The sequence below is a fragment of the Enterovibrio calviensis DSM 14347 genome (assembly GCF_000621165.1).
GTDB classification, from domain to species: Bacteria; Pseudomonadota; Gammaproteobacteria; order Enterobacterales; family Vibrionaceae; genus Enterovibrio; species Enterovibrio calviensis.
On sequence record NZ_JHZA01000024.1, the window covers coordinates 15,968 to 37,516 of the forward strand.

The 21,549-nt window shown below is 48.1% G+C and carries 14 protein-coding genes and 1 pseudogene; 9 read left to right on the forward strand and 6 right to left on the reverse strand.

Translation table 11 applies throughout. The features are described 5' to 3' along the window. Positions 1-162: 162 nt before the first annotated feature. On the forward strand, positions 163-1,368 hold the full coding sequence (locus Q365_RS0117310; RefSeq protein ID WP_028024528.1) for an EAL domain-containing response regulator: 1,206 nt from the start codon (positions 163-165) through the stop codon (positions 1,366-1,368). Positions 1,369-1,587: 219 nt separating this feature from the next. Continuing rightward, complete coding sequence (gene pflA, locus Q365_RS0117315; RefSeq protein ID WP_028024529.1) at positions 1,588-2,328, forward strand: pyruvate formate lyase 1-activating protein; 741 nt, start codon at positions 1,588-1,590, stop codon at positions 2,326-2,328. Between the two features lie 80 nt (positions 2,329-2,408). Here pflA and Q365_RS0117320 read toward each other — a convergent pair. Beyond that, a pseudogene (locus tag Q365_RS0117320) lies at positions 2,409-3,059 on the reverse strand (energy-coupling factor ABC transporter permease); the annotation flags it as partial. A 212-nt stretch (positions 3,060-3,271) separates the two neighbouring features. Here Q365_RS0117320 and Q365_RS0117325 point away from each other — a divergent pair. The 3 genes from Q365_RS0117325 (at position 3,272) to speB (ending at position 7,337) form a co-directional block, all read left to right on the forward strand. After that, positions 3,272-3,778 carry a YfbU family protein gene (locus tag Q365_RS0117325; RefSeq protein ID WP_028024531.1) on the forward strand — a complete coding sequence of 169 codons (507 nt, stop codon included), beginning with the start codon at positions 3,272-3,274 and terminating at the stop codon, positions 3,776-3,778. Positions 3,779-4,439: 661 nt separating this feature from the next. Continuing rightward, positions 4,440-6,359, forward strand: coding sequence for a biosynthetic arginine decarboxylase (speA, locus tag Q365_RS0117335; protein WP_028024533.1), 1,920 nt, complete (start codon positions 4,440-4,442; stop codon positions 6,357-6,359). Between the two features lie 51 nt (positions 6,360-6,410). After that, positions 6,411-7,337 carry an agmatinase gene (speB, locus tag Q365_RS0117340; RefSeq protein ID WP_028024534.1) on the forward strand — a complete coding sequence of 309 codons (927 nt, stop codon included), beginning with the start codon at positions 6,411-6,413 and terminating at the stop codon, positions 7,335-7,337. A 157-nt stretch (positions 7,338-7,494) separates the two neighbouring features. Here the strand turns inward: speB and Q365_RS0117345 are convergent, their stop codons facing one another. Next, positions 7,495-9,327: a hypothetical protein gene (locus tag Q365_RS0117345; RefSeq protein WP_028024535.1), complete on the reverse strand. Its 1,833-nt coding sequence runs from the start codon at positions 9,325-9,327 to the stop codon at positions 7,495-7,497. A gap of 434 nt (positions 9,328-9,761) precedes the next feature. Here Q365_RS0117345 and rlmA point away from each other — a divergent pair, with 434 nt between their 5' ends. Both rlmA and Q365_RS0117355 read left to right on the forward strand, forming a co-directional pair. Next, a complete protein-coding gene (gene rlmA, locus Q365_RS0117350) occupies positions 9,762-10,574 on the forward strand; it encodes a 23S rRNA (guanine(745)-N(1))-methyltransferase (RefSeq protein WP_028024536.1) in 813 nt (270 codons plus the stop codon). Between the two features lie 95 nt (positions 10,575-10,669). Continuing rightward, complete coding sequence (locus Q365_RS0117355) at positions 10,670-11,626, forward strand: ChaN family lipoprotein (protein WP_028024537.1); 957 nt, start codon at positions 10,670-10,672, stop codon at positions 11,624-11,626. A gap of 4 nt (positions 11,627-11,630) precedes the next feature. On the opposite strand, the gene Q365_RS0117360 is transcribed toward Q365_RS0117355, so the two are convergent. The 3 genes from Q365_RS0117360 to yfbV all read right to left on the reverse strand — a co-directional run bounded on the left by Q365_RS0117360 (position 11,631) and on the right by yfbV (position 14,315). Next, on the reverse strand, positions 11,631-11,894 hold the full coding sequence (locus Q365_RS0117360) for a TIGR03643 family protein (RefSeq protein ID WP_028024538.1): 264 nt from the start codon (positions 11,892-11,894) through the stop codon (positions 11,631-11,633). Positions 11,895-11,984: 90 nt separating this feature from the next. Further along, positions 11,985-13,556, reverse strand: a complete 1,572-nt coding sequence (locus tag Q365_RS0117365; RefSeq protein WP_028024539.1) for a cryptochrome/photolyase family protein — start codon at positions 13,554-13,556, stop codon at positions 11,985-11,987. A 309-nt stretch (positions 13,557-13,865) separates the two neighbouring features. Next, positions 13,866-14,315 (reverse strand): terminus macrodomain insulation protein YfbV, encoded by a 450-nt coding sequence (yfbV, locus tag Q365_RS0117370; RefSeq protein WP_028024540.1) that lies wholly within the window; start codon positions 14,313-14,315, stop codon positions 13,866-13,868. A gap of 417 nt (positions 14,316-14,732) precedes the next feature. On the opposite strand from yfbV, the gene Q365_RS0117375 reads away from it, so the two are divergent. Together Q365_RS0117375 and pta are read left to right on the forward strand one after the other, a co-directional pair. After that, positions 14,733-15,929, forward strand: a complete 1,197-nt coding sequence (locus Q365_RS0117375; protein WP_028024541.1) for an acetate kinase — start codon at positions 14,733-14,735, stop codon at positions 15,927-15,929. A gap of 155 nt (positions 15,930-16,084) precedes the next feature. Beyond that, on the forward strand, positions 16,085-18,229 hold the full coding sequence (gene pta, locus Q365_RS0117380) for a phosphate acetyltransferase (RefSeq protein ID WP_035025261.1): 2,145 nt from the start codon (positions 16,085-16,087) through the stop codon (positions 18,227-18,229). A 153-nt stretch (positions 18,230-18,382) separates the two neighbouring features. On the opposite strand, the gene Q365_RS0117385 is transcribed toward pta, so the two are convergent. Next, positions 18,383-21,304, reverse strand: coding sequence for a hybrid sensor histidine kinase/response regulator (locus tag Q365_RS0117385; RefSeq protein ID WP_028024543.1), 2,922 nt, complete (start codon positions 21,302-21,304; stop codon positions 18,383-18,385). Positions 21,305-21,549: the final 245 nt, after the last annotated feature.

Consider the following 21,549-nt stretch of genomic DNA (forward strand, 5'->3'; position numbering starts at 1 on the left):
GCAATGAGCCTCTTCGCCTGCCCCCGGCTCTACCGCGCCTTAACCACTCACGTTGCCGTATGACGTTCTGTCGACGAATGCAAAAAAGCTGACCATACTCTTTGGAAACACTTACTCATCAAACAAATAGCGAAGGCGCATTCGCCGCATTTGTGAGGAAATATGAAAATATTGCTTGTCGAAGATCATCCCTTTCAGCGGGACATGATGTCCGGACAATTGATGCAGCTTTTGTCTGGGAATGACGAGCTATCGACGGCACAAAGCGGCAGCGATGCACTTGAACACATAATGGTCGAAAAACCGGATTTGGTTTTTTGTGATTTACAGCTACCCGATATCGATGGCATTGAGCTTCTCAGCAACATGGCAGAAAGAGGCTTTATGGGATGTATTGTGATCACCAGCACAGCATCTCAAAAAGTGCTCGAAACCGTACAAAACATGTGTGAGAAACTTCACCTCAATGTGCTGGGTGTTCTTCCTAAGCCCGCCTCAATCCCTTTGCTAAAACACTACTTAGACATTGCGAACGAGCACGACGTACAGTTCCCTCAAGATCTAGTGCCTTTGCGGGAAGAGGAAGTACTCGAAGCCTGGAAAGCAGGGTTATTCGAGACATGGTTTCAACCGATTGTTCGTCTGGAGGACGGCGAATGGATCGCGTGTGAAGCACTCCAACGCTTGCGCCACCCAACACGTGACATCATGCTACCTCGTCAATTTCTCCCTCAGCTCTCAGCACTCGCGCTTGAGTCTGAATTAACCATGACGGTGATAAAGGCGGTGATTCAGCATCAAGAGAAGTTGCAAGGACGGCCTGTCGGCATCAATATCTCGATGAATAATCTGATAGAACTTAAGTTCGTCGACAACATCATCTCAATGGCGGAAGATCACCCCCAGCTTTGCGAGCAGATCTATTTCGAATTAATGGAACCCGAGCATTTTCACCATATCAGCCAAGTACAAGAAGCCGCCTCTCGATTACTGTTGAATGGGTTTCGTATCGCCATCGACGATTTTGGGACGGGGCACAGTTCACTACAAGAGGTCGAGTTTTTGCCTATCGACTCCCTAAAAGTAGGATTATCTTTAGTGCTTCCAATGCTAAGTAGCCGCACCTCAAGCGCATTAGTGGAAGCCAGCATACTGATTGCGAGACGTATCGGCGTCGCATCCGTCGCTGAAGGCATTGAATGCATCGAAACATGGCATGGATTACGCGACATGGGGTGCGATTATGGGCAAGGATTTTTCATAGCGAAACCGATGCCAGCAACCAATTTAAACAATTGGCATAACTTGTGGGACGAATTAAAAAACCACCGTTCTTTGTGTCCACCACACGCCATCAGCACCGTTTAAGAACATAAACAACGCCGAGCACTCATCGCGTCAATTTCACCAGTTCCCCTAACGCCAACAGCAAGTAATAGCCCATCGCTTGCTGTTGACTTAAACGCTCTCTAACACGTCACTCCCCTTTACACTCTTCGCTTTTCAAACTCGCTGAAGCCCTGTATCTGAAAGGGCTTTCGGTATAATATAACCCCTTACTTTTTACAGTAGTTTTTGGAGAATCTCATGTCGGTGATTGGCCGTATTCACTCTTTTGAGTCTTGTGGCACCGTGGATGGCCCTGGCATTCGCTTTATCGTGTTTTTGCAAGGCTGCTTGATGCGCTGCAAATATTGCCACAACCGCGATACGTGGGATTTGGATGATGGCCGTGAAGTGTCGGTCGAAGAGATCATGAAAGAAGTGGTGACCTATCGCCATTTCATCAATGCATCGGGCGGCGGTGTCACGGCCTCAGGTGGTGAAGCCATGCTTCAGCCTGAATTTGTTCGTGATTTTTTCCGTGCTGCTAAATCAGAAGGCATCCATACTTGTCTTGATACCAACGGCTATATTCGCAAACACACCGATGTGGTTGACGAAGTACTCGACGCAACAGACTTGGTCATGCTGGACCTCAAGCAACTGAACGATGCAATCCATAAAGATCTGATTGGTGTGTCAAACCGCCGCACGCTGGACTTTGCCCGCTACTTGCATCAGCGTGGCCAAAAAACGTGGATTCGCTACGTGGTTGTTCCAGGCTACACCGATGATGAAGACTCGGCACATCGCCTTGGTGAATTCATCAAAGACATGGACAACATCGAAAAAATTGAAATGTTGCCATACCACCAGCTGGGTGCGCACAAGTGGGAAGCTTTGGGTTACGAATACGAACTCAAAGATGCCACGCCACCAAAGAAAGAAACCATGGAAAACCTGAAAGCAATTTTGGAAGGCTATGGTCACAAGGTCATGTACTAATTACATGTCCAAGAATACAAAAAACGGCCTGCGGGCCGTTTTTTCTTTGCTCCCAGCAACACGCTAGCGATTAAACGAATCTAGCGGTCAGGCGATAAATACTCTCGATCATAAAATGTTCGTAGCCAATGCGGGCGATAGACCGCCAGCAACGTCACAGCCATGCCGTTAAGCAAACCTTCAGGAAACCACATCAACAAAGACAGCATCAGATAGTTATCAACGATCGTTGTCCACGCATGAAGCCCCGACATCCAATATCCCGCCGACACCACGCAGAGATGCAAAACGATCGTAATGGCGGCATTAAGAAAGCCCGCAATAAAGATATAAATAAACAGGTGATGCGTGAGGTATCGATAGGAAAGCCAGAAAATAGCGTAACTCACAAAAGCGGGAATCACTGATGTGGTGAACGCATATAAGCCTACATCTTCCCATGGTAGCAAGCCGAATCCGACCATGAGTGACAATGGCAAGACGCTAATCCACACTGCAATGCGCGGGCCATGGCACAAGGTCAACACCGTCATACCGAGGAAGTGAATATCAAGGCCCTCACTGATCCCGGCTTTGAGCGCCCACAAACAAAACAGCACCATGGCACTGGCAAAAACCAGATGTTGGTAATCTTTGTCTTGCCGCATTTTGTGCCACGCTAGTGGTGTCCAGCACAACCAAAGCGCCAACACCAAACATGCCCACCCCATCACTTGCCAGTAAACCATGAATGCTCCATCACTCTTAGTCTATCGTCGCCATGACTAACCTTGTTAGCCATATTTTTTCAAGTTAAAAAACCGTAACTAACCTGTAGTCAGATCAAAAAAATTGCGGGTACTAACTGATACTCTGTGGCACATGAATTACCAAACTCTCTCACCTAAAAACACAATTAAGGGACTGTTTGGACAACGAATTTTTATCTTTTGAGGCCACTATTATGGAAATGACTCACGCTCAGCGTCTTATCCTATCTAATCAATATACTTTGATGTCACAACTTGACCCACAGAACGCCGACAAATACGGCCGCCTACAAACCATTGTAGAACGTGGTTACGCACTGCAAATGCGCGAATTGGATAAAGATTTCGGGGATATGCCTGAAGCGCTTTGTCGATTAGTGATCGATGTGATGGAAATGCACCACGCGTTGCAAGAATCTTTCCGCATGCTAGAAGACGGTACACGCTGTGATTGCGAAGTGGATGCACGTCGCCTGCAATTCTGGGGTTTTGATGCGGCAACCGAAGCACATCTGGTTAACTATGTGCGTTTCCTCACTGACGTTGAAGGTCTTTACCCCCAGTTCGACAAAGGGTCACACCACTTCAACAGCCAAACGCCAATGCTAGAAAAGTACCAGCGCATGCTGCAAGCGTGGCGCAAGTGCCCGCGCCAATATCACCTTTGTGGCAACGAATTGTGCCAAATCGTGAACGCGTAAACGCTGACAAACACCAAGAAGGCCGCTCTCTCAGAGCGGCTTTTTTATCACAAAGACGCGCTGTTTCCGTCCCCCATTTCAATGTCAACGCCGCACAATCCCGCACAGGGTTTGCCTTCCAAAACCACCCTCGACCTTGATGAAAAAAACTAATCATTAGCGGCAAATTAATTTATTTGCACCGCGCGTAAAACGGTTGTCTAATCGCCACGCACCCGTTCTGGTTTAGATGATACCAAAGAGGTGTATCCAGGCTTCGAGCAGCAATTGCTAATACCATCATTGCTGCCGACACAAGCCTTGTTCTCTGTCATACCGTACCTGTCTGAAGTACGGCCTTTTATAGGAATGGCAATGAAATCTTTCGCAAAACCGCTTGCTCAGGCGAACACCCTGACCCCCGTTTGCGACGCCACAGCGACACTTCACCCGCAAAACAACTCCCAGACCCTGTCAGCCCCTTCGCGCAGGAAAAGGGCATCGTTAAAGCGAACACGAAGCGCGGACGCCGTCCTTCTTGATCTTTCGCTGCAGATGCCTGAATAAGGTCTGCCTGCGTTAACCGCACTGATAATTTTCTTTGGTACAAGCAAGCGTTGATAGCGCTACTCATTCTGCTATCCGCCATATTCTTGTGCCCAATCACCGCCGAGGAATGAACATGAGTGATTGGTCTATTAATGACGCCCGTGATGTCTACAACACGCCTTACTGGGGTCAGGGATACTTTGATATTAATCCGCAAGGGGAAGTGATTGTTCGTCCTGACGTAAAGCGTCCGGAGAACACTGTCGCGCTATCTACGCTGGCTGATGAACTGATTGCCAAAGGCGCTTCACTGCCTGTATTGGTTCGCTTTCCTGAGATTTTGCATCATCGCGTCGATAGCCTGTGTGCTAACTTCAACGATGCGATCGCCGACTACGGCTACCTAGGTGAATACCTGCTGGTTTACCCAATTAAAGTAAACCAACAAGAAGCGGTTGTTAGCGAAATATTGAAAAGCCAATATGCGCGCCAACAGCGTCAGCTTGGACTAGAAGCCGGCAGCAAGCCTGAACTATTGGCTGTATTGGCCATGGCACGTCAAGCAAGCTCAGTGATAGTCTGTAACGGCTACAAAGACCGCGAATACATCCGTCTTGCATTGATCGGCGAAAAGCTAGGTCATGAAGTTTACATCGTGCTTGAGAAGCTCTCTGAGCTAGATGTGGTGCTAGAAGAAGCCAAAGCATTGGGCGTGACACCACGTCTTGGCCTTCGCGCACGTCTCGCCTCTCAAGGCAAAGGTAAGTGGCAAGCCAGTGGCGGCGAGAAGTCTAAATTTGGTCTTTCTGCATCACAAGTGCTGACCGTGATGGACAAATTGCGCCAGCAAGACATGCTAGACACCCTGCAACTGCTGCATTTCCACCTCGGTTCACAAATCGCCAATATCCGCGATGTGCGCTCTGGTGTGGGCGAAGCGGCACGTGTTTATGCCGAACTGCACAAACTGGGCGCTGGCATCACCACCGTCGATGTAGGTGGCGGTTTGGCGATAGATTACGAAGGCACTCGCAGCCAAAGCAGCTGCTCCATGAACTACAGCTTGCGCGAATATGCCAACAACGTGGTTTATACCATTGGTGATGTCTGCAAAGAGTACGACATTACGATGCCGCGCATTATTTCTGAGTCGGGTCGTAACCTCACGGCACACCATGCCGTGCTAGTGACAGACGTGGTTGGCGTTGAACGCTACCAACGTGAGGAAGTGTTTGCACCCGAAGAAAGTGCGCCACAGATTCTTCATAACATGTGGCACTCGTTTAAAGATCTTAGCCAGTCTGGCGATCAGCGTTCATTGGTTGAGATCTACCATGACAACCAAAGCGACCTATCAGAAGTCCACATGCAGTTCGCAATGGGCATGGTGAACTTTGCAGAGCGCGCTTGGGCAGAGCAAATCAGCCTGCGTATCTGCTACGAACTCTCATGCAAAATGTCGCCGAAGAACCGTGCCCATCGCCCTGTCATGGACGAATTGAACGAGCGCTTAGCTGACAAGTTCTTCGTGAACTTCTCGCTGTTCCAATCGTTACCAGACGCATGGGGTATTGATCAGGTGTTCCCGATCTTACCGCTAAGTAACCTTGATAAAGCACCAGAGCGCCGCGCGGTCATGCTCGACATCACCTGCGATTCTGACGGTGCAGTTGATCAGTACGTGGAAGGCCAAGGCATTGAGCGCACCCTTGCCGTGCCAGCATGGAGCGACGAAGAACCTTACCGTATGGGCTTCTTCCTTGTCGGCGCATACCAAGAGATTCTGGGCGACATGCACAACCTGTTTGGTGATACCGATACCGCCGTTGTGCGCAGCAGCGCCGATGGATACACGATCGAATCTATCGACCGTGGTGACAGTGTTGAAGACGTATTGCGATACGTTCACCTCGATCCGGCACAGTTTATGGGCCAATACCAAGAGATGGTGAAGGAGTATTTGCCAGAACAAGAACACGAAGCGATTCTTGCAGAAATGGCAGAAGGCCTAAAAGGCTACACTTACCTCGAAGACATTCGTTCACACCGTTAATTTTTGATTGCCCGCTTATGGCGGGCAATCTTATTTCATAGGGATTTTCACATGGCAACACTGGCCAACTACCCAGACTATTCGCTGTATTCCAATGCGTTCGGTTTTCTTCGTCAGCCTTTGGTTTTTCAACCACAAGGTTGTGACGCTGACGTGATTATCACCGGTGTGCCGTTTGATATGGCGACCACCGGACGTTCTGGTAGCCGTATGGGCCCCGGTGCCATTCGCCAAGCTTCGATCAATCTGGCTTGGGAAGGCAAACGCTGGCCGTGGGAGTTCTCTCTCACCAAAGAAATCAAAATGGCTGACTGTGGCGATTTGGTGTTTGATTGTGGTGATGCCGCACAAATGTGCGAGCGCCTAGAAGCGCACGCCAACAGCTTGCTGGCAGAAGGCAAAACGCTACTGACGTTTGGTGGCGATCACTTCGTGACACTGCCACTGCTGCGCGCGCACGCCAAACAGTTTGGTGAAATGGCGCTGGTACACTTTGACGCGCACACCGACACCTACGACATGGGCAGCCAATATGACCACGGCACCATGTTCTACCATGCGCCGAATGAAGGTTTGATTGACCCACATAGCTCCATTCAAATCGGTATTCGTACTGAGCACAGCCACAAACTTGGCTACCAAGTGGTGGATGCTGCCACCGCGAATGATTGGACTGCAGATCAAATCATTGATGCGATCAAAACACGTGTCGGCGATCGTCCAGTTTACCTGACGTTTGATATCGACTGTTTAGATCCTGCTTACGCACCGGGCACAGGGACACCTGTATGTGGCGGCCTGAGCACCGACAAGATCCTAAAGGTGATTCGTGGGCTTCAGGGCATTAACCTGATTGGCATGGACGTGGTTGAAGTGGCTCCTGCGTATGACCACGCAGAGCTAACCTCACTGGCTGCAGCGACCATCGCGACAGATCTACTTCATGTATGGGCCGCGAATCGTAAAAATAGCAAGTAAAACACGTTGGCTAAACCAGTGAACCTGAGTGTTTCATAACGATCCAGTAAATTAATAAGCCACATGGATTTATGCACTGCCTCAAATATATAATTTGATTATTTCATGTTAAATTATATATTACATCTATGCCCCACTTACTCTGTGGGGCATAGAGTTACTCTAAGGTCACGAAGCCAGTGATTGCAGAGGGAAAGTTGGAATCATAATCTGAACCTATTAGCCAAATCACATTGTTATAAGTAAATGCATGCGGATTAAAGTCATTCACATTATTCTCATCGCCCAATGAAAGCAGATGCGAGCTTATTAATTGGTTATTTACATCTACTTTCGTCAGATAATAGGCATTATTCGTGTAATCTTTTTCAAGCGCAAGTAATGTGTTGTCAGCCGATGGTAAAAGGCTAATAAGCTCAGACACTGAAAGCGAGTTTGTGAAGTCCTCAGACCAAGGACGTCGAGGCAGAGTACTCAACTGATGACCATCAAGGTGAGTGTCTTCATCGGTGGAAATTCGCTGGCCACATTTTGTATAAAGGGTGCTGTCAATCACGGTCAAAATTTCATTGCACTCTGCTCTGTGGGAAACGAGTGATATAGCCTTGTTAAACCGCATAGTGCTCTCGTTATTCACATAGTCAAAGCGAGTGATAAATAACCTTTGACCATCACCTCTGAAAAGATAGATGCGATTATCAATAACGTAAAAGCTATCGAACGACTGATCAATGGAGAAAAGGAGTTCCTCTGATACAAGGTCATAAACATTTAACACTGAGTTAGTAAACGCCACAAACAGAGTGTCTTCCACTTTCATCATATTTTTTACTTCAATGTCGAAATCGGGAGTATTTATCTCAAACGTGTCGATAAGCGTATCCTGCGCATTATTGAAATCTGGACTGACAAACAAAAAGGCAAACTTCTTCACCCCAAAATCGCCCAGCACGACAATCGGTTTACCTGTTGTAGGGTCTTCGTACATACCGTAACTCGAGAAGAAACCACTTTGATATGCTTGAGGAACTGGTGTAGCAATACTTCCTGAACCATCCCGTCTATATAGAAGCAACTGAGGACTTGATAGCGAAGAATATCCTCCAATCATGTCGCCATTTGTGTAGAAACGTCCACTTTGGTATATAGCGTCCATATCAAGTGTTTCAGTAAAAGTCGCAATCGGCTGCTCAGTCACAGCAAATTCAATATCCTGGACGAAACGATCCGCCGGACTTTCACAGGCTGTATCAAACTGATAACACAGAGACACCGTGAGTGTGTCACCTTCATTAATTTCAGCCTGAGTCATGTTGTGGAAAGACTCGCGATAATAGGTGCAGCTAACTTGAGTTCTTTCAGGGTTGAAGTTGCAATTGACAATGAAGTCACTACCATTGGTTTCAGAGACAACTTTAAAGGATTCTTGATAGTTTGCATTACCTATACCAAAGGTATAGGTGTTTCTAATTTCTCTTGTATCGTTTTTAAAGCGCTCCTCAGAGAGGTTAGTTGCATAATCGTGTTCAAGCGTTTGTTTTACAACTCTATAATTTATATCGACGGCAAAAGGGGAACCTATTATTTCGCGGGTACACGCTTCGTCATAGCAGACTTTAAACCAGAGTTTATCAGTATAAACCCCCGCTTCTCTTTCTCGAAACCCATGCGAAGAAATGGTAACGCCAGGTGCGCCATTGAACAGTTTTAGTTGGTAATCATAGGCAAAAGGTTCCGTACTTTCGCGCCAAGAATCATAGTACAAGCTGTTAACATTCTGCCCGTACGAAAAGTTGAAAGGGATAAAAAGGTCAGGCGCGCTGTCTGACAAGGGTAAAACCTCATACTGATTTTGCTGTGGGGAGATACTAGCGCTGTTTGAATCGATATCATTGGGAGAGCTTGAAGAGGGCGTATCACCACCTCCACCGCCACAGGCAATGAGTAACAGGGAGACAATTAGAGGACTACAAACCTTAACTGCTGACATTTCAACATTCCTTGTTATTTCTGCTGCCATGTCACCGAGGAGCACTGACAATCTATCCTAGCTTCTTTTTATAAACCAGATAGGACCAGGTTATTGCCTTGTAATTAAGAACCAGACGTAATTTATTATCGTGTTATTGCAATTAGATGGAGGAGTAAAAAAACAAAAAAAGAAAAAAAGAAAAGTTATAGATTTTCTTAGAGTCAATAGTGCACTTACTTTACTGCTCTTAAATGGCTAGTTAAATAAATTAAGTCGCATGTTTGTGTTTAAGCTCAGAGTTGGAAGAAAATAGGAAGAGACTTTTTTAAAATGATTTGATTATCAAATCACCCCATAGCGTCATCTCCGCTATTCATATCACTTATTCTCCGCTTGAACCCCTAGCCTCTACGCCGTATCCTTTGCGCTCATTCACCCATATCGAAATTGCTATGTCATACCTTTGCCCGCTGTGTCAGCTTCCGCTTAAGCGCATTGAACGCACTTACAAATGCACCAATAACCACCAGTTTGATGTGGCGAAAGAAGGGTATGTGAACCTTCTTCCGGTTCAGCACAAGCGTTCAAAAGATCCCGGTGATAACAAAGAAATGATGCTGGCTCGCCGTCAGTTTCTTAACGGCGGTCACTACCAGCCTATGCGCGATGCAGTGTGCGAGTTGCTGTCTGGCCTATTGGCCGATCAGTCATACACCCAGCTTTTAGATATAGGTTGCGGCGAAGGGTATTACACCAGTTACTTTGCGCAGGCATTACCAGACACCAAAGTGCTTGGCCTCGACATCTCCAAGGTCATGATCCGCCATGCCGCCAAGCGTTATACAGATTGTGATTTCCTCGTGGCATCAAGCCAACGCCTTCCCTTCTCCGATACCCAGCTAAACGCCGTCGTGCGCATCTATGCGCCGTGTAATGGTGAAGAACTGCAACGCACCGTCAAAGACAACGGCGTGGTCGTCACCGTTACACCAGGGCCTCGCCATTTGTATCAATTGAAAGCGGGCATATACGACGAAGTGAAACTTCATGACGTGCCTGTCGAAGCACTACCGGGCTTTGAATTGGAAACGGAAACCAGTGTCGCTTATCCCATGACACTGAACAGTGAAGACGCAACCACGCTGCTTCAGATGACGCCTTTTGCATGGCGAGCACCTGAGGCGTTGTGGCAGACGCTAAAAGAGACGACGCAGTTTGACTGTGAAGCGGATTTCACGCTGCGTGTTTATCGCAAGAAAGCCTAAAACTCAGAAAAAGCGCGGTAAAAACGCAACAAAGCAATCAACCACATTTTCCGTCATACTGGTGCGTATCTCCTGACATTCAAGGTCATGAATTCATGTCGATACGCGCATTCTCTTCCGCTTTCATCCTCGCGACGCTTTTGGGCTGCAGCCACCCGCTCACGCCCAAAGAAACACCGCCGCCCACCGACACTCTGTACGACTATCACATTACCTCCGCCACGGGTGTTCCCTATTCTCTCAATGAACTAGCCAACGCCCTCGACAGCGCCGATGTTATATTGGTGGGGGAATGGCATACCCATCCCGGCATTCATTTGTTTCAGGCGCAATTGCTTGCCACACTTGCCGCCCGCTACCCAGCCACCGCCCTCTCAATGGAGCAATTCTCGCGCCCTGCCCAACCTGTGATAGATGCGTATTTGAATGGCGACAGAGGTGAACAAGCCCTATTGAGCTACACCGGGAAATGGCCGAACTATGCCAGTGATTACCGACCGCTCATGGAGATCGCCAAGCAACAAGCTTTGCCTGTGATTGCTTCGAACACTACACAGGACATTGTGCGCTGCCTGTCATCCAAGGGAGAAAGCTACCTCGATACGTTACCAGCGGATAAGCGCCAGCACGTTGCCCAACAATTGTCGTCAGAAGCATCGCCATACAAAGAAAAGTTTTTCTCCGTGATGTTTCACGGCGATGAAGAGAAAACCAAGAACCAATACTTCGCCCAAATCGCCTGGGACGACACCATGGCGGAAAGCATCGTTGACTTTCTCGCCATCCATCCTGATTTCGCGGTGATGCATGTGGCTGGCGCATTTCACGTTGAAGAAGGATTGGGGATCGCCAGTCGAATCCACCAGCGAAACCCTGATTTAAAGATCGCGATCATTTCGCCGCAAACCGACGATGATCCGCTTCCTAATGACATTGAAGATTATCGTTTGATTGTCAAACCACTGCCAGAGCAATGGCTTTCAGAGGAAGAGATGAATGCGGCGATCGGCAAGATGCGCCATTCATCGAGAAGTCAGCCAGATTGTGGTTAAACCTTCACTTGCCGCGATGTTTGTACTGTGTCGAGCAGTAGCCCCGATCAATGCCGTCAGGGCGTCGCATCGCGTGTTTGGTGACTCGGCCTGACACGCGCTTGCGCCACAATTTGAAACTGCCCGATTTCAGGTGATAACGCATAAAGCGGATAACATCGCTTTCAATCATGCCAAATTGGGTCGCAATGGCTTCAAACGGCGTTCTGTCTTCCCATGCCATTTCAATGATGCGTGACGTGTCTTCGTCATTAAAGCTCTGTTTCATCGTTAGCCTCCGTGTTCGATTTACTCATTCGGCGCACAGGCACGTTTGGATGTTCTGGTGCCTAGAACCTGCTATTCCTCGAACCTCTCTTTATATTTCATCAATGCCCGTCAGTAGCGTTTCTGCCCGCTCTAACACCCCTTTTTGCTGCTCGTCAGTCTTCTTGTTCCAATTTGCATAAACCATCTTGGTTCTCGGGTTGCCACCAAAATCGTTTTGGTGTTTGTCCATGAAATGCCAATAAAGCGCATTCAATGGGCAGGCATCATCTTCAGTGGTTTTCGATACCTGATAGTGGCAACTACCGCAATAATCGCTCATTTTCTTCACATAGTTACCGCTCGCTGCATAGGCTTTTGAGCCAACGATACCGCCATCTGCGAACTGGCTCATGCCTCGTGTATTGGGGAGTTCTACCCATTCAATGGCGTCGATATAAATGCCGAGATACCACTCGTCGACTTGATCGGGGGCTATGCCTGAAATCAGGCAAAAGTTACCTGTGATCATTAAGCGCTGAATATGATGGGCATACGCATAATCGAGTGACTGCTCAATCGCGTGTTTCATGCAGGCCATTTTAGTGTCGCCAGTCCAAAACCATGCCGGTAAATCGCGGGTCGCAGACAAGCTATTGAGGGTGGCGTAATCGGGCATGTTTGCCCAGTAGATACCACGTATAAACTCGCGCCACCCAATCACTTGGCGCACAAAACCTTCCACTTGCGCCAAGCTGATCTCTTCGGGGCGAGTTTGATAGTGATAAATCACGGTATCGACCACATGCTGAGGGCTAAGAATTTTGCTGTTGAGGGCGAATGACAACCTAGAGTGATACAGACTCCACTGTTTACGCTGACCTTCGTCGTCACTTTGTCCTGTCATGGCATCTTGGAAACGCCCAAAGTTTGGCAGGCAATGTTGGCAGAAAAAAGCCAGTAACTCGTTCGCTTGCGTGCGCGTGACCGGCCACAACAGGGATGGCTCTGGCTTTCCAATCACCTTGACTTGATGGCGCTCAATACGCGTGAGAATGTCTGAAACATCATTACCAAACAGCAGCGGTTGCGGCACCTCACCGATATCTTTCGCTTTGAGTTTGTTTCGGTTGTCGGCATCAAAATTCCATTGCCCCCCTTCTGGGTTCTCACCGTCCATCAGCACATTAAACCGCACGCGCATCTTGCGGTAGAAAGCCTCCATGCGGTGTCGCTTGCCTTGCTTAAAGTCGCGGGGAAGTTCTTGGTCTGACAGATAGAAGTGCTCAGATTCGACTGCTGTGGACGTAATAGGTAGCGATGATGCAAACACCGACAACTGCTCTCTGAGTCGGTATTCATCGGGCAATTGGTATTCGAATGCACTTACGCCATGTTGCTCGATGAGGTGCGTCAGCAAGGCCGGTAGATCTGGAAATTGCGCAGTGTCGTCCAAAGTTAAATGCAACACCCTGTGCCCTGCGTGTTGCAGCGCCTGAGCTAATGCCGACATGGCGGCGAAAAAGGCACACACCTTTTGTACATGGTGAGGCACGTAGCTGGCTTCTTGGTGAAGCTCGGCGATGACATAAAGGGTGTCGTCATCTTGCTCACGAAACCACGAGTGGCTGGCGTTGAGTTGGTCACCGAGGAGTAAACGTAATCGAGAGGTTTTTATTGTCATTCTGTTCTCGCTAACCGTTGATTTTTAGCTTCGCTGATCTTCACTTCTTTAAGTCGCAGATCGTTGTCCTGCAATCGAAAATCGTGAGTAAACCCGTAAATGGCTTTGTTGATTCAGTCGCAGCCTGTCATTGATATTTTATTCGCAACATAAATGACTTACGTGGCGGCAGCGTGTTTGGTTTAACCCTGAGGAAGGGATCACAAAGAGGAAAGTGGAAAAACGAAAAGGAAGTGAGGCGGAATGACAAACAAAAACGCCTCGTGGATCCCAAGGCGCTTTTCGTTCTTACTTGTTTTCGTCGGAGTACTAGAACCAGCGCTCCAGTGACGATTTATCCAGTTGCTTAAATGCACGGTTCAAGGTTTGCGCGAGTTCTTTGTAACGAGGTTGGCTTTTGATTGGCTTCATTGCCCCACCTTCACTCACAATTTTCTCATGAAGCTCACGATACCATCCTGCTAATGCAGGGGGGAGTTGTGTATCGCGACGTCTTCCTAACCACCACATCCCCTGTAGCGGCATGCTCAATGCAAATAATGCCATGATCATTGCCTGAGGTAATCCCGCATAGTTATTGAACGCCATTTGTATCAGCACGCTTATCACCGCGACAGCAGGCATCACTTTTATCGCAAACTGTGTTGCTCTAATCACTCTGTTTTCTGGGAACATGGGAGCCAGCTCCTTTCGGATTGGCCATTCGGTCATATATTTCTGACCGTCACGAAAACTGTTCCACATCGATTTTTTGCTCATACGGCGCATACCTCTCAGCGATGTCTCTGTATTGTCAGCTAAAATCCTGCCGCAACCTTTAAAATAAAGTTTAAAAACATTAATTCAAATCAATAATGACTCAAAAGTTTTTGTTATCTGCCGCAAGTATCGCTATTCTTAGCCGACCTAAATCAATTGTTGCTCGGATTTGATTATCTCGCAACCACAGAAACGCCATATGGATAACCGGCAGCGCAACAAATCACCAGAAAGGTGAGCGCAGTAGGTGAGTCTGTCTGGCGTTTTTCGTTGCATATCAGGGACCGATGGGCGATGCATCTATTCCGCGACAAATTTTTTGCTTATTGCTTTTGTGAGAAGGTTGGTGAATTTTTTTTCAACTATCCTTCTTCGAATAGTTAACACACTCTACTTTACACGAATAGGTAGTCTCAAATGTCTAAGCTGGTTCTTGTTCTTAACTGCGGCAGCTCATCGCTGAAATTCGCTATCATTGACGCACAAACAGGTGATGAGCACCTGTCTGGTCTGGCTGAGTGTCTTCACCTGCCAGAAGCTCGCATTAAGTGGAAATTGGACGGCAAACACGAAGCTCAACTGGGCGACGGTGCTGCACACAAAGAAGCACTGAGCTTCATCGTTGACACCATTCTGGCTTCTAAGCCTGAACTGGCTGAAAACTTGGGCGCAATTGGTCACCGTGTTGTTCACGGTGGCGAGCAATTCACTCAGTCTGCACTGATCTGTGAAAACGTTCTGAAAGGCATTCAAGATGCTTCTAGCTTCGCACCTCTTCACAACCCAGCACACCTTGTTGGTATTGAAGCGGCTAAAGCTGCATTCCCAGAACTGAAAAACGTTGCAGTATTCGACACAGCGTTCCACCAAACTATGCCTGAAGAAGCGTTCCTATACGCGCTTCCGTACAAGCTGTACAAAGAGAACGGTATCCGTCGTTACGGTATGCACGGTACTTCTCACTTCTTCATCGCGCAAGAAGCAGCAAACCTACTTGGCAAGCCAGTTGAAGAACTAAACATCATCAACTGTCACCTAGGTAACGGCGCATCTGTATGTGCTATCAAAAATGGTAAGTCTGTTGACACTTCAATGGGTATGACTCCTCTTGAAGGTCTGGTAATGGGTACCCGTTCTGGTGACCTAGACCCAGCTATCATTTTCCACCTGCACGATGCACTGGGTTACAGCGTTGAGCAAATCAACAACATGCTGACCAAAGAGTCTGGCCTTGCTGGTCTGACTGAAGTGACTTCTGACTGTCGTTTCGTTGAAGACAACTACGGCACTAAAGAAGAAGCGACTCGCGCGATGGACGTATTCTGTCACCGTCTTGCTAAGTACGTTGCAGGTTACACTGCATGTCTTGACGGCCGTCTGGACGCGATCGTGTTCACTGGTGGTATCGGTGAGAACTCTGGCCCAATCCGTGAGCTAGTTCTGAACCGTCTTGGCCTTCTAGGTGTTGAAGTTGACCAAGAGCGTAACCTGAAAGCTCGCTTCGGCGGCGAAGGCGTTATCACTTCTGATAACAGCCGTGTTCCTGCGATGGTTATCTCTACCAACGAAGAACTGGTTATCGCTCAAGATACTGCACGTCTAGCTGCTATTTAATTAGCGACTGACGTGAACTTGCGGCTGATCAATGCGATCAGTCGTTTCAATTTGGCATAGTGATATGTCCAAATTGAACACCTCAACAAAGCCTGCATCTATGCGGGCTTTGGTTTTAACATAGTAAAGAGGAATTATCCGTGTCCCGTACTATTATGCTCATTCCTATCGGTGCTGGCGTAGGCCTGACAAGTGTCAGTCTTGGCGTATTGCGTGCGATGGAACATAAGGGCGTTCGCGTTTCGTTTTTCAAACCAATCGCGCAACCACGTCATGGCGACAACCAGCCAGATCTAACGACGACCATTATCGAAGCGAACAGCGACATGAAAGTGGCCGAGCCACTGACCATGGCTAACGCTGAAGCGCTGATCCGTACTGACCAAAATGACGTGTTGATGGAAGAAATCATCGCACGCTTCAAAGGCGCAACTGCAGGTACTGAAGTTGCACTGATTGAAGGTCTTGTACCGACTCGTAACCACCCTTTCGCGAACCAAGTAAACTACGAAATCGCGAAGACGCTAGGTGCAGAAATTGTATTCGTTGCCACTCCAGGCACTGACAACCCTGCACAGCTGAAAGAGCGCATTGAAGTTGCTGTCTCTAACTTCGGTGGTTCGAAGAACGAAAACATTTCTGGCGTTATCATCAACAAGCACAATGCACCTGTTGATGAAGAAGGCCGCACGCGTCCTGACCTGTCTGACGTCTTTGATGATGCAAATGCAGCGAAATCAGGCAACGTAGAAGTGATGGAAATCTTCAATTCAAGCCCAATCCGCGTTCTGGGTTGTGTGCCTTGGAGCATCGATTTGATTGCAACTCGTGCTAGCGATTTGGCTAAGCACTTGAATGCTGAAATCGTGAACGAAGGTGAAATCAACACTCGTCGTATTAAGAGCATCACGTTCTGTGCGCGTTCTATCCCGAACATGGTTGAGCACTTCCGTGCAGGTTCACTGCTGGTAACTTCTGCTGACCGTCCTGACGTTATCGTTGCTGCATGTCTTGCTGCAATGAACGGCTTGGAAATCGGTGCCCTGCTTCTGACTGGCGGTTACAACATCCCAGAACAACTGCGTGGCCTGTGCCAGCGTGCGTTTGAATCTGGCCTGCCAGTATTCACCACCCAAGGTAACACTTGGCAGACGTCTTTGAACCTTCAAAGCTTCAGCCTTGAAGTTCCTGCTGACGATAAAGAACGTGTTGAGTTCGTTAACGAACATGTGGCTAGCCACATCGACGGTAACTGGATTGAATCACTCTCTGTCGGTTCTAACCGTGCACTGCGTCTAAGCCCACCCGCTTTCCGCTACCAGCTGACTGAATTCGCGCGTAAAGCAGCGAAGCGTATCGTTCTGCCTGAAGGCGACGAACCACGTACAGTGAAAGCGGCAGCTATCTGTGCTGAGCGTAAGATTGCTGAATGTGTGCTTTTGGGTAACCCAGAAGAGATTCGTCGTGTTGCTGCGCAACAAGGCGTTGAGCTAGGCGCTGGCGTAACCATCATCAACTCTGACGAAGTACGTGAAAACTACGTAGCACGTTTGGTTGAGCTACGTGGTTCGAAAGGCATGACTGAAGTTGTTGCTCGTGAGAAGCTACAAGATTCAGTATTCCTTGGCACCATGATGCTTGAAGCGGGTGAAGTTGACGGTCTGGTTTCTGGTGCGGTTCATACCACAGCAAACACCATCGTTCCTCCGTTCCAAATCATCAAAACAGCACCTGACGCATCTATCGTATCGTCAATCTTCTTCATGCTTCTGCCTGATCAAGTATTGGTATACGGTGACTGTGCGATCAACCCTGATCCAACCGCTGAGCAATTGGCTGAAATCGCTATCCAGTCTGCAGATTCTGCGGCTGCATTCGGTATCGAGCCGCGCGTAGCAATGATCTCATACTCTACTGGTGAATCTGGTAAGGGTGCAGACGTTGATAAAGTACGTGAAGCAACGCAACTGGCTCAAGCGAAACGTCCTGATCTGATCATCGATGGTCCGCTTCAGTACGACGCAGCGATCATGGAAAACGTAGCAGCATCGAAAGCGCCAAACTCGCCAGTAGCGGGTAAAGCGACTGTATTCGTATTCCCTGACCTGAACACCGGTAACACCACGTACAAAGCAGTACAACGTTCTGCTGACTTGGTCTCTATCGGTCCAATGCTTCAAGGCATGCGTAAGCCTGTGAACGACCTGTCTCGCGGCGCACTGGTAGACGATATCGTTTACACAGTTGCTCTAACTGCGATTCAAGCGAAACAAGCTGATGATGCAGAAGCTGCTAAATAAGCCACACGCTTATTGATGAAAAAAGCCGATGCTTATGCATCGGCTTTTTTGTCTTTGTCGCTCATCACTCACTTCGTCTTTAACTCACTACCTAGCTAACTCACTACCTAGCTAACTCGCTTCCTAATTAACCCGCTCTGGCAAAAAAGTACGTCAGCCCGTTTTCTTTTTGAGCTCTTTCAAATGATCTTCCGCGGTCAAAAAATCAAACTGATTGATAGCATCTTGTAAACGCTGGAATTCTTCAAGCTGATTGCACCAGCGCGGTAAGGCTTTGGCTAATACGGTCACCTTGTCTTGCACTTCAATATCGAACTCCTGAAGGCTCACCTGCAGCGCATTGAGTTGTTCCACCAAATACGCATCAAGCGGCTTAATGTCTTCAGTCTGCTCTGGCGCAGGGGCTTCAACGGCACTTTCAGCGATTTCATCAAACTTTTCCAAGGCACTGGTGACCATCGTTTTCAGCACTAACACATCGCTTTCAGCTACCGGCTCTCCCGCGTTGTATTTGTCTTCCAATCCAGAGGCAAAATTGGCCATCTCGTCCGCACCAATGTTGCTGCCCGCCCCTTTACACGAGTGTGCCAAGATAGCCTTCTCACTGTTGTCATCTAATGTAAGAAGCTGTTCAATCGCACTGACTTGAGAGTTAAGGAACAGCGATAGAATTTTCAGGTACTTGGCTTTATTCCCCCCCAAACGCTTAACCCCGTCGGCGAGGTTGATACCCGGGACGTTGTCCACCATCAGATCAAACATGGTTTCGTTGTATTCCATTGTTGCTCTCCTTCGGGTCTCGTCCGCCTCAAGATCTGCTGCTTTGGGTTGCGGTTGCTGAGGTTCAATAGGTTCAATAGGTTCAATAGGTTCAGATCCTATGGGAGGATCTGACTTTATGTCCGCCTGATTTACTGAAGCTTCACTAATAGGCGCTTCAACCGGCAATGCTTGGTTCGATGCTGCTAGGTTAGGTGTAGCTTTGTGAGGTGCTGCTTGGTTAGGTACAGCTTGGCTTGGTTCTGCCACGTTTGATGATGGCGTTGAAGATGCCGTCGTGGTGGTCGTGTCATCAACATCCACGACACCTGACACATCATCACTGGATTGAGCATCTTCGTCAGGCATATGAAGCAACTCAGGCACAGCACTTTGGGGTGGAGAAACATCTTCTGGCAACCGCGCTACCAGCGAATCTTCTGGGTTGTACTCAGAGTTAGCCAACCAATAGATCAATCGCTCTTTCAATAGATCAAAATTGATGGGTTTAGCAATATGTTCGTTCATTCCCGCCTCGCGACAAGCGGCAACGTCGTGTGCATCCGTATTGGCCGTCATGGCTAAAATGGGCAGAGTCGCGATGCCCATTTCTCGACGAATAATTTTGGTTGCCGTTACGCCGTCAACAACTGGCATTTGCATATCCATGAGTACCAGATCAATGGCATGTGCTTTCAGCAATTGAATTGCCTCGTCACCATTGTTCGCAACAAGCACTCTCACAGGCAAGCTTTCCATGGCGCCAATCGCCACTTCTTGATTGATCAAGTTATCTTCAACCAACAAGATGACACGGTCACGTAACGCCCATTCCTCCTCAGGAATATCTTCCAGTTCGAGCTCAGGCCCCAACTCTCCCGAATTTAAGCGAATGGGGCTGATCGTATTATTTTCGTCAGTTAGCATGCGCATCAAGGCTGAAGGCAATGTCGGCATAGCGAGCCATTTGAATGGAAAAGAAGGGCGCGTTTCTGCTATATCAAAACTGTTTTCTGGGCCACAGAGCAATAACACCTGAGGCGTGACCTCTAATTTGCTGAAGATGGTGGTCAGTAGTGACTTCATTTCTGAATCAATACCTTCCCAATCCACCACGACATGCGCGTAAATACCGCGTTCAATTCCGGTCTGACATTCTTCCAATTCGGAGAAACTGCGACACTGGCTGACATTCGCGCCAGCAAATACCAATGGATCGCAGATATTGGATTGAAGCGTGGTGTGTGACGCTATCACCAAGACACTTTTGGTTGTCAACGCGCGAGACCAAGCGCCGCCAAGCCTCGTGTTTTCTCGTACCCCTGACTGACATGGAAGCGTAAACGAAAGTGTCGTTCCAATACCCACGCGGCTTTCAACGTGAATATCTCCTCCCATTAGAGCCACCAGCTCTTTCGCCAGTGACAAGCCGAGTCCTTTACCACCCTTGGCACGTGATGTTGACGTATCCGCTTGAGAAAAGGGCTGGAACAACATGTCCAATTCTTTGCGTTTAATCCCGATGCCTGTATCTGTAACCGCAAAACGGATTTTCACATCATCTTCACGCCGAGATTCCAGCGATACAGAAATAATGACCTCACCGTGGTCGGTAAATTTGATGGCATTGTCACCCAGCGCCATCAGCACCTGAGTCATTCGAACGATGTCGGCATCAATCACTTTTGGAATCGACATATCTACATTGACGCAGAGCAACAGCCCCTTATCTCTCGCTCGCTCTCCCAGCGCTTTCGCCACTGGTGAAAGAATGGTTTCAACGTTGCATTCAACCCATTCAATTTCGAGATTTCCCGCTTTAACATTGGTAAAATCCAATGTCGCGTTTACTGCATCCAACAAAGCATGCCCTGAGACGACCACTCGCCGTATATACTGCTGTTGTTTGCCTTCCAACCCTGCATCCAATGCCAACTGCGACATGCCGATGATGGCGTTTAAAGGCGTCCTAAACTCATGAGACATATTTGAAAGGAAGTCTCGTTTGGCTTTTTGGGCCGATTGCGCCGCCTTTTTGGCTATTTGCAATTGTTTTTCAGCTTGTTTAAGCAGCTGTCTCTGCTCTCGCATCTCTTCTTGGGTGCGCTTACTCATCATGCTATTGACGACCAAGGCTCCCGCGAGAGCTATCACCAAGATGACAAGCAATGTAGTGATGTTTGTCACGCCATCAGCAAGCGTATGGTTCACCTCTGGTAAATTAACACCAGAAAGATAACCATGATCGTCCTTGCCGGAGGCAAGGAGAGGGGCAGAAACAATCACAGCGCAAACTAAAATAAAAAATTTGGTCATAAGGCGATTATTAGGCACGCTCTTCAGGCGCTACCATTCCCTCATTTCAACATGCAACCTTCCCGCTTCACTATCTGAAGCGAGTTCATACCTTCTTCACTCCAAAAACACTGACAAGGCTTCCGGATACCAGCAAGGGTTTCGCTAATCAGTTGAGACTTTCGTTTTGGGCTAAATATATGTCTCAAATTAAATTAATGCGTTTCAGAATTGGAGCAATATTAAGAGTAGACCTAGGATTGAAT

Excerpts from the sequence above, each read along its gene's own strand:
- Q365_RS0117310 (WP_028024528.1), top strand. The coding sequence starts at position 163 with ATGAAAATATTGCTTGTCGAAGATCATCCCTTTCAGCGGGACATGATG.
- pflA (WP_028024529.1), top strand. The coding sequence starts at position 1,588 with ATGTCGGTGATTGGCCGTATTCACTCTTTTGAGTCTTGTGGCACCGTG.
- Q365_RS0117325 (WP_028024531.1), top strand. The coding sequence starts at position 3,272 with ATGGAAATGACTCACGCTCAGCGTCTTATCCTATCTAATCAATATACT.
- speA (WP_028024533.1), top strand. The coding sequence starts at position 4,440 with ATGAGTGATTGGTCTATTAATGACGCCCGTGATGTCTACAACACGCCT.
- speB (WP_028024534.1), top strand. The coding sequence starts at position 6,411 with ATGGCAACACTGGCCAACTACCCAGACTATTCGCTGTATTCCAATGCG.
- Q365_RS0117345 (WP_028024535.1), bottom strand. The coding sequence starts at position 9,327 with ATGTCAGCAGTTAAGGTTTGTAGTCCTCTAATTGTCTCCCTGTTACTC.
- rlmA (WP_028024536.1), top strand. The coding sequence starts at position 9,762 with ATGTCATACCTTTGCCCGCTGTGTCAGCTTCCGCTTAAGCGCATTGAA.
- Q365_RS0117355 (WP_028024537.1), top strand. The coding sequence starts at position 10,670 with ATGTCGATACGCGCATTCTCTTCCGCTTTCATCCTCGCGACGCTTTTG.
- Q365_RS0117360 (WP_028024538.1), bottom strand. The coding sequence starts at position 11,894 with ATGAAACAGAGCTTTAATGACGAAGACACGTCACGCATCATTGAAATG.
- Q365_RS0117365 (WP_028024539.1), bottom strand. The coding sequence starts at position 13,556 with ATGACAATAAAAACCTCTCGATTACGTTTACTCCTCGGTGACCAACTC.
- yfbV (WP_028024540.1), bottom strand. The coding sequence starts at position 14,315 with ATGAGCAAAAAATCGATGTGGAACAGTTTTCGTGACGGTCAGAAATAT.
- Q365_RS0117375 (WP_028024541.1), top strand. The coding sequence starts at position 14,733 with ATGTCTAAGCTGGTTCTTGTTCTTAACTGCGGCAGCTCATCGCTGAAA.
- pta (WP_035025261.1), top strand. The coding sequence starts at position 16,085 with ATGCTCATTCCTATCGGTGCTGGCGTAGGCCTGACAAGTGTCAGTCTT.
- Q365_RS0117385 (WP_028024543.1), bottom strand. The coding sequence starts at position 21,304 with ATGACCAAATTTTTTATTTTAGTTTGCGCTGTGATTGTTTCTGCCCCT.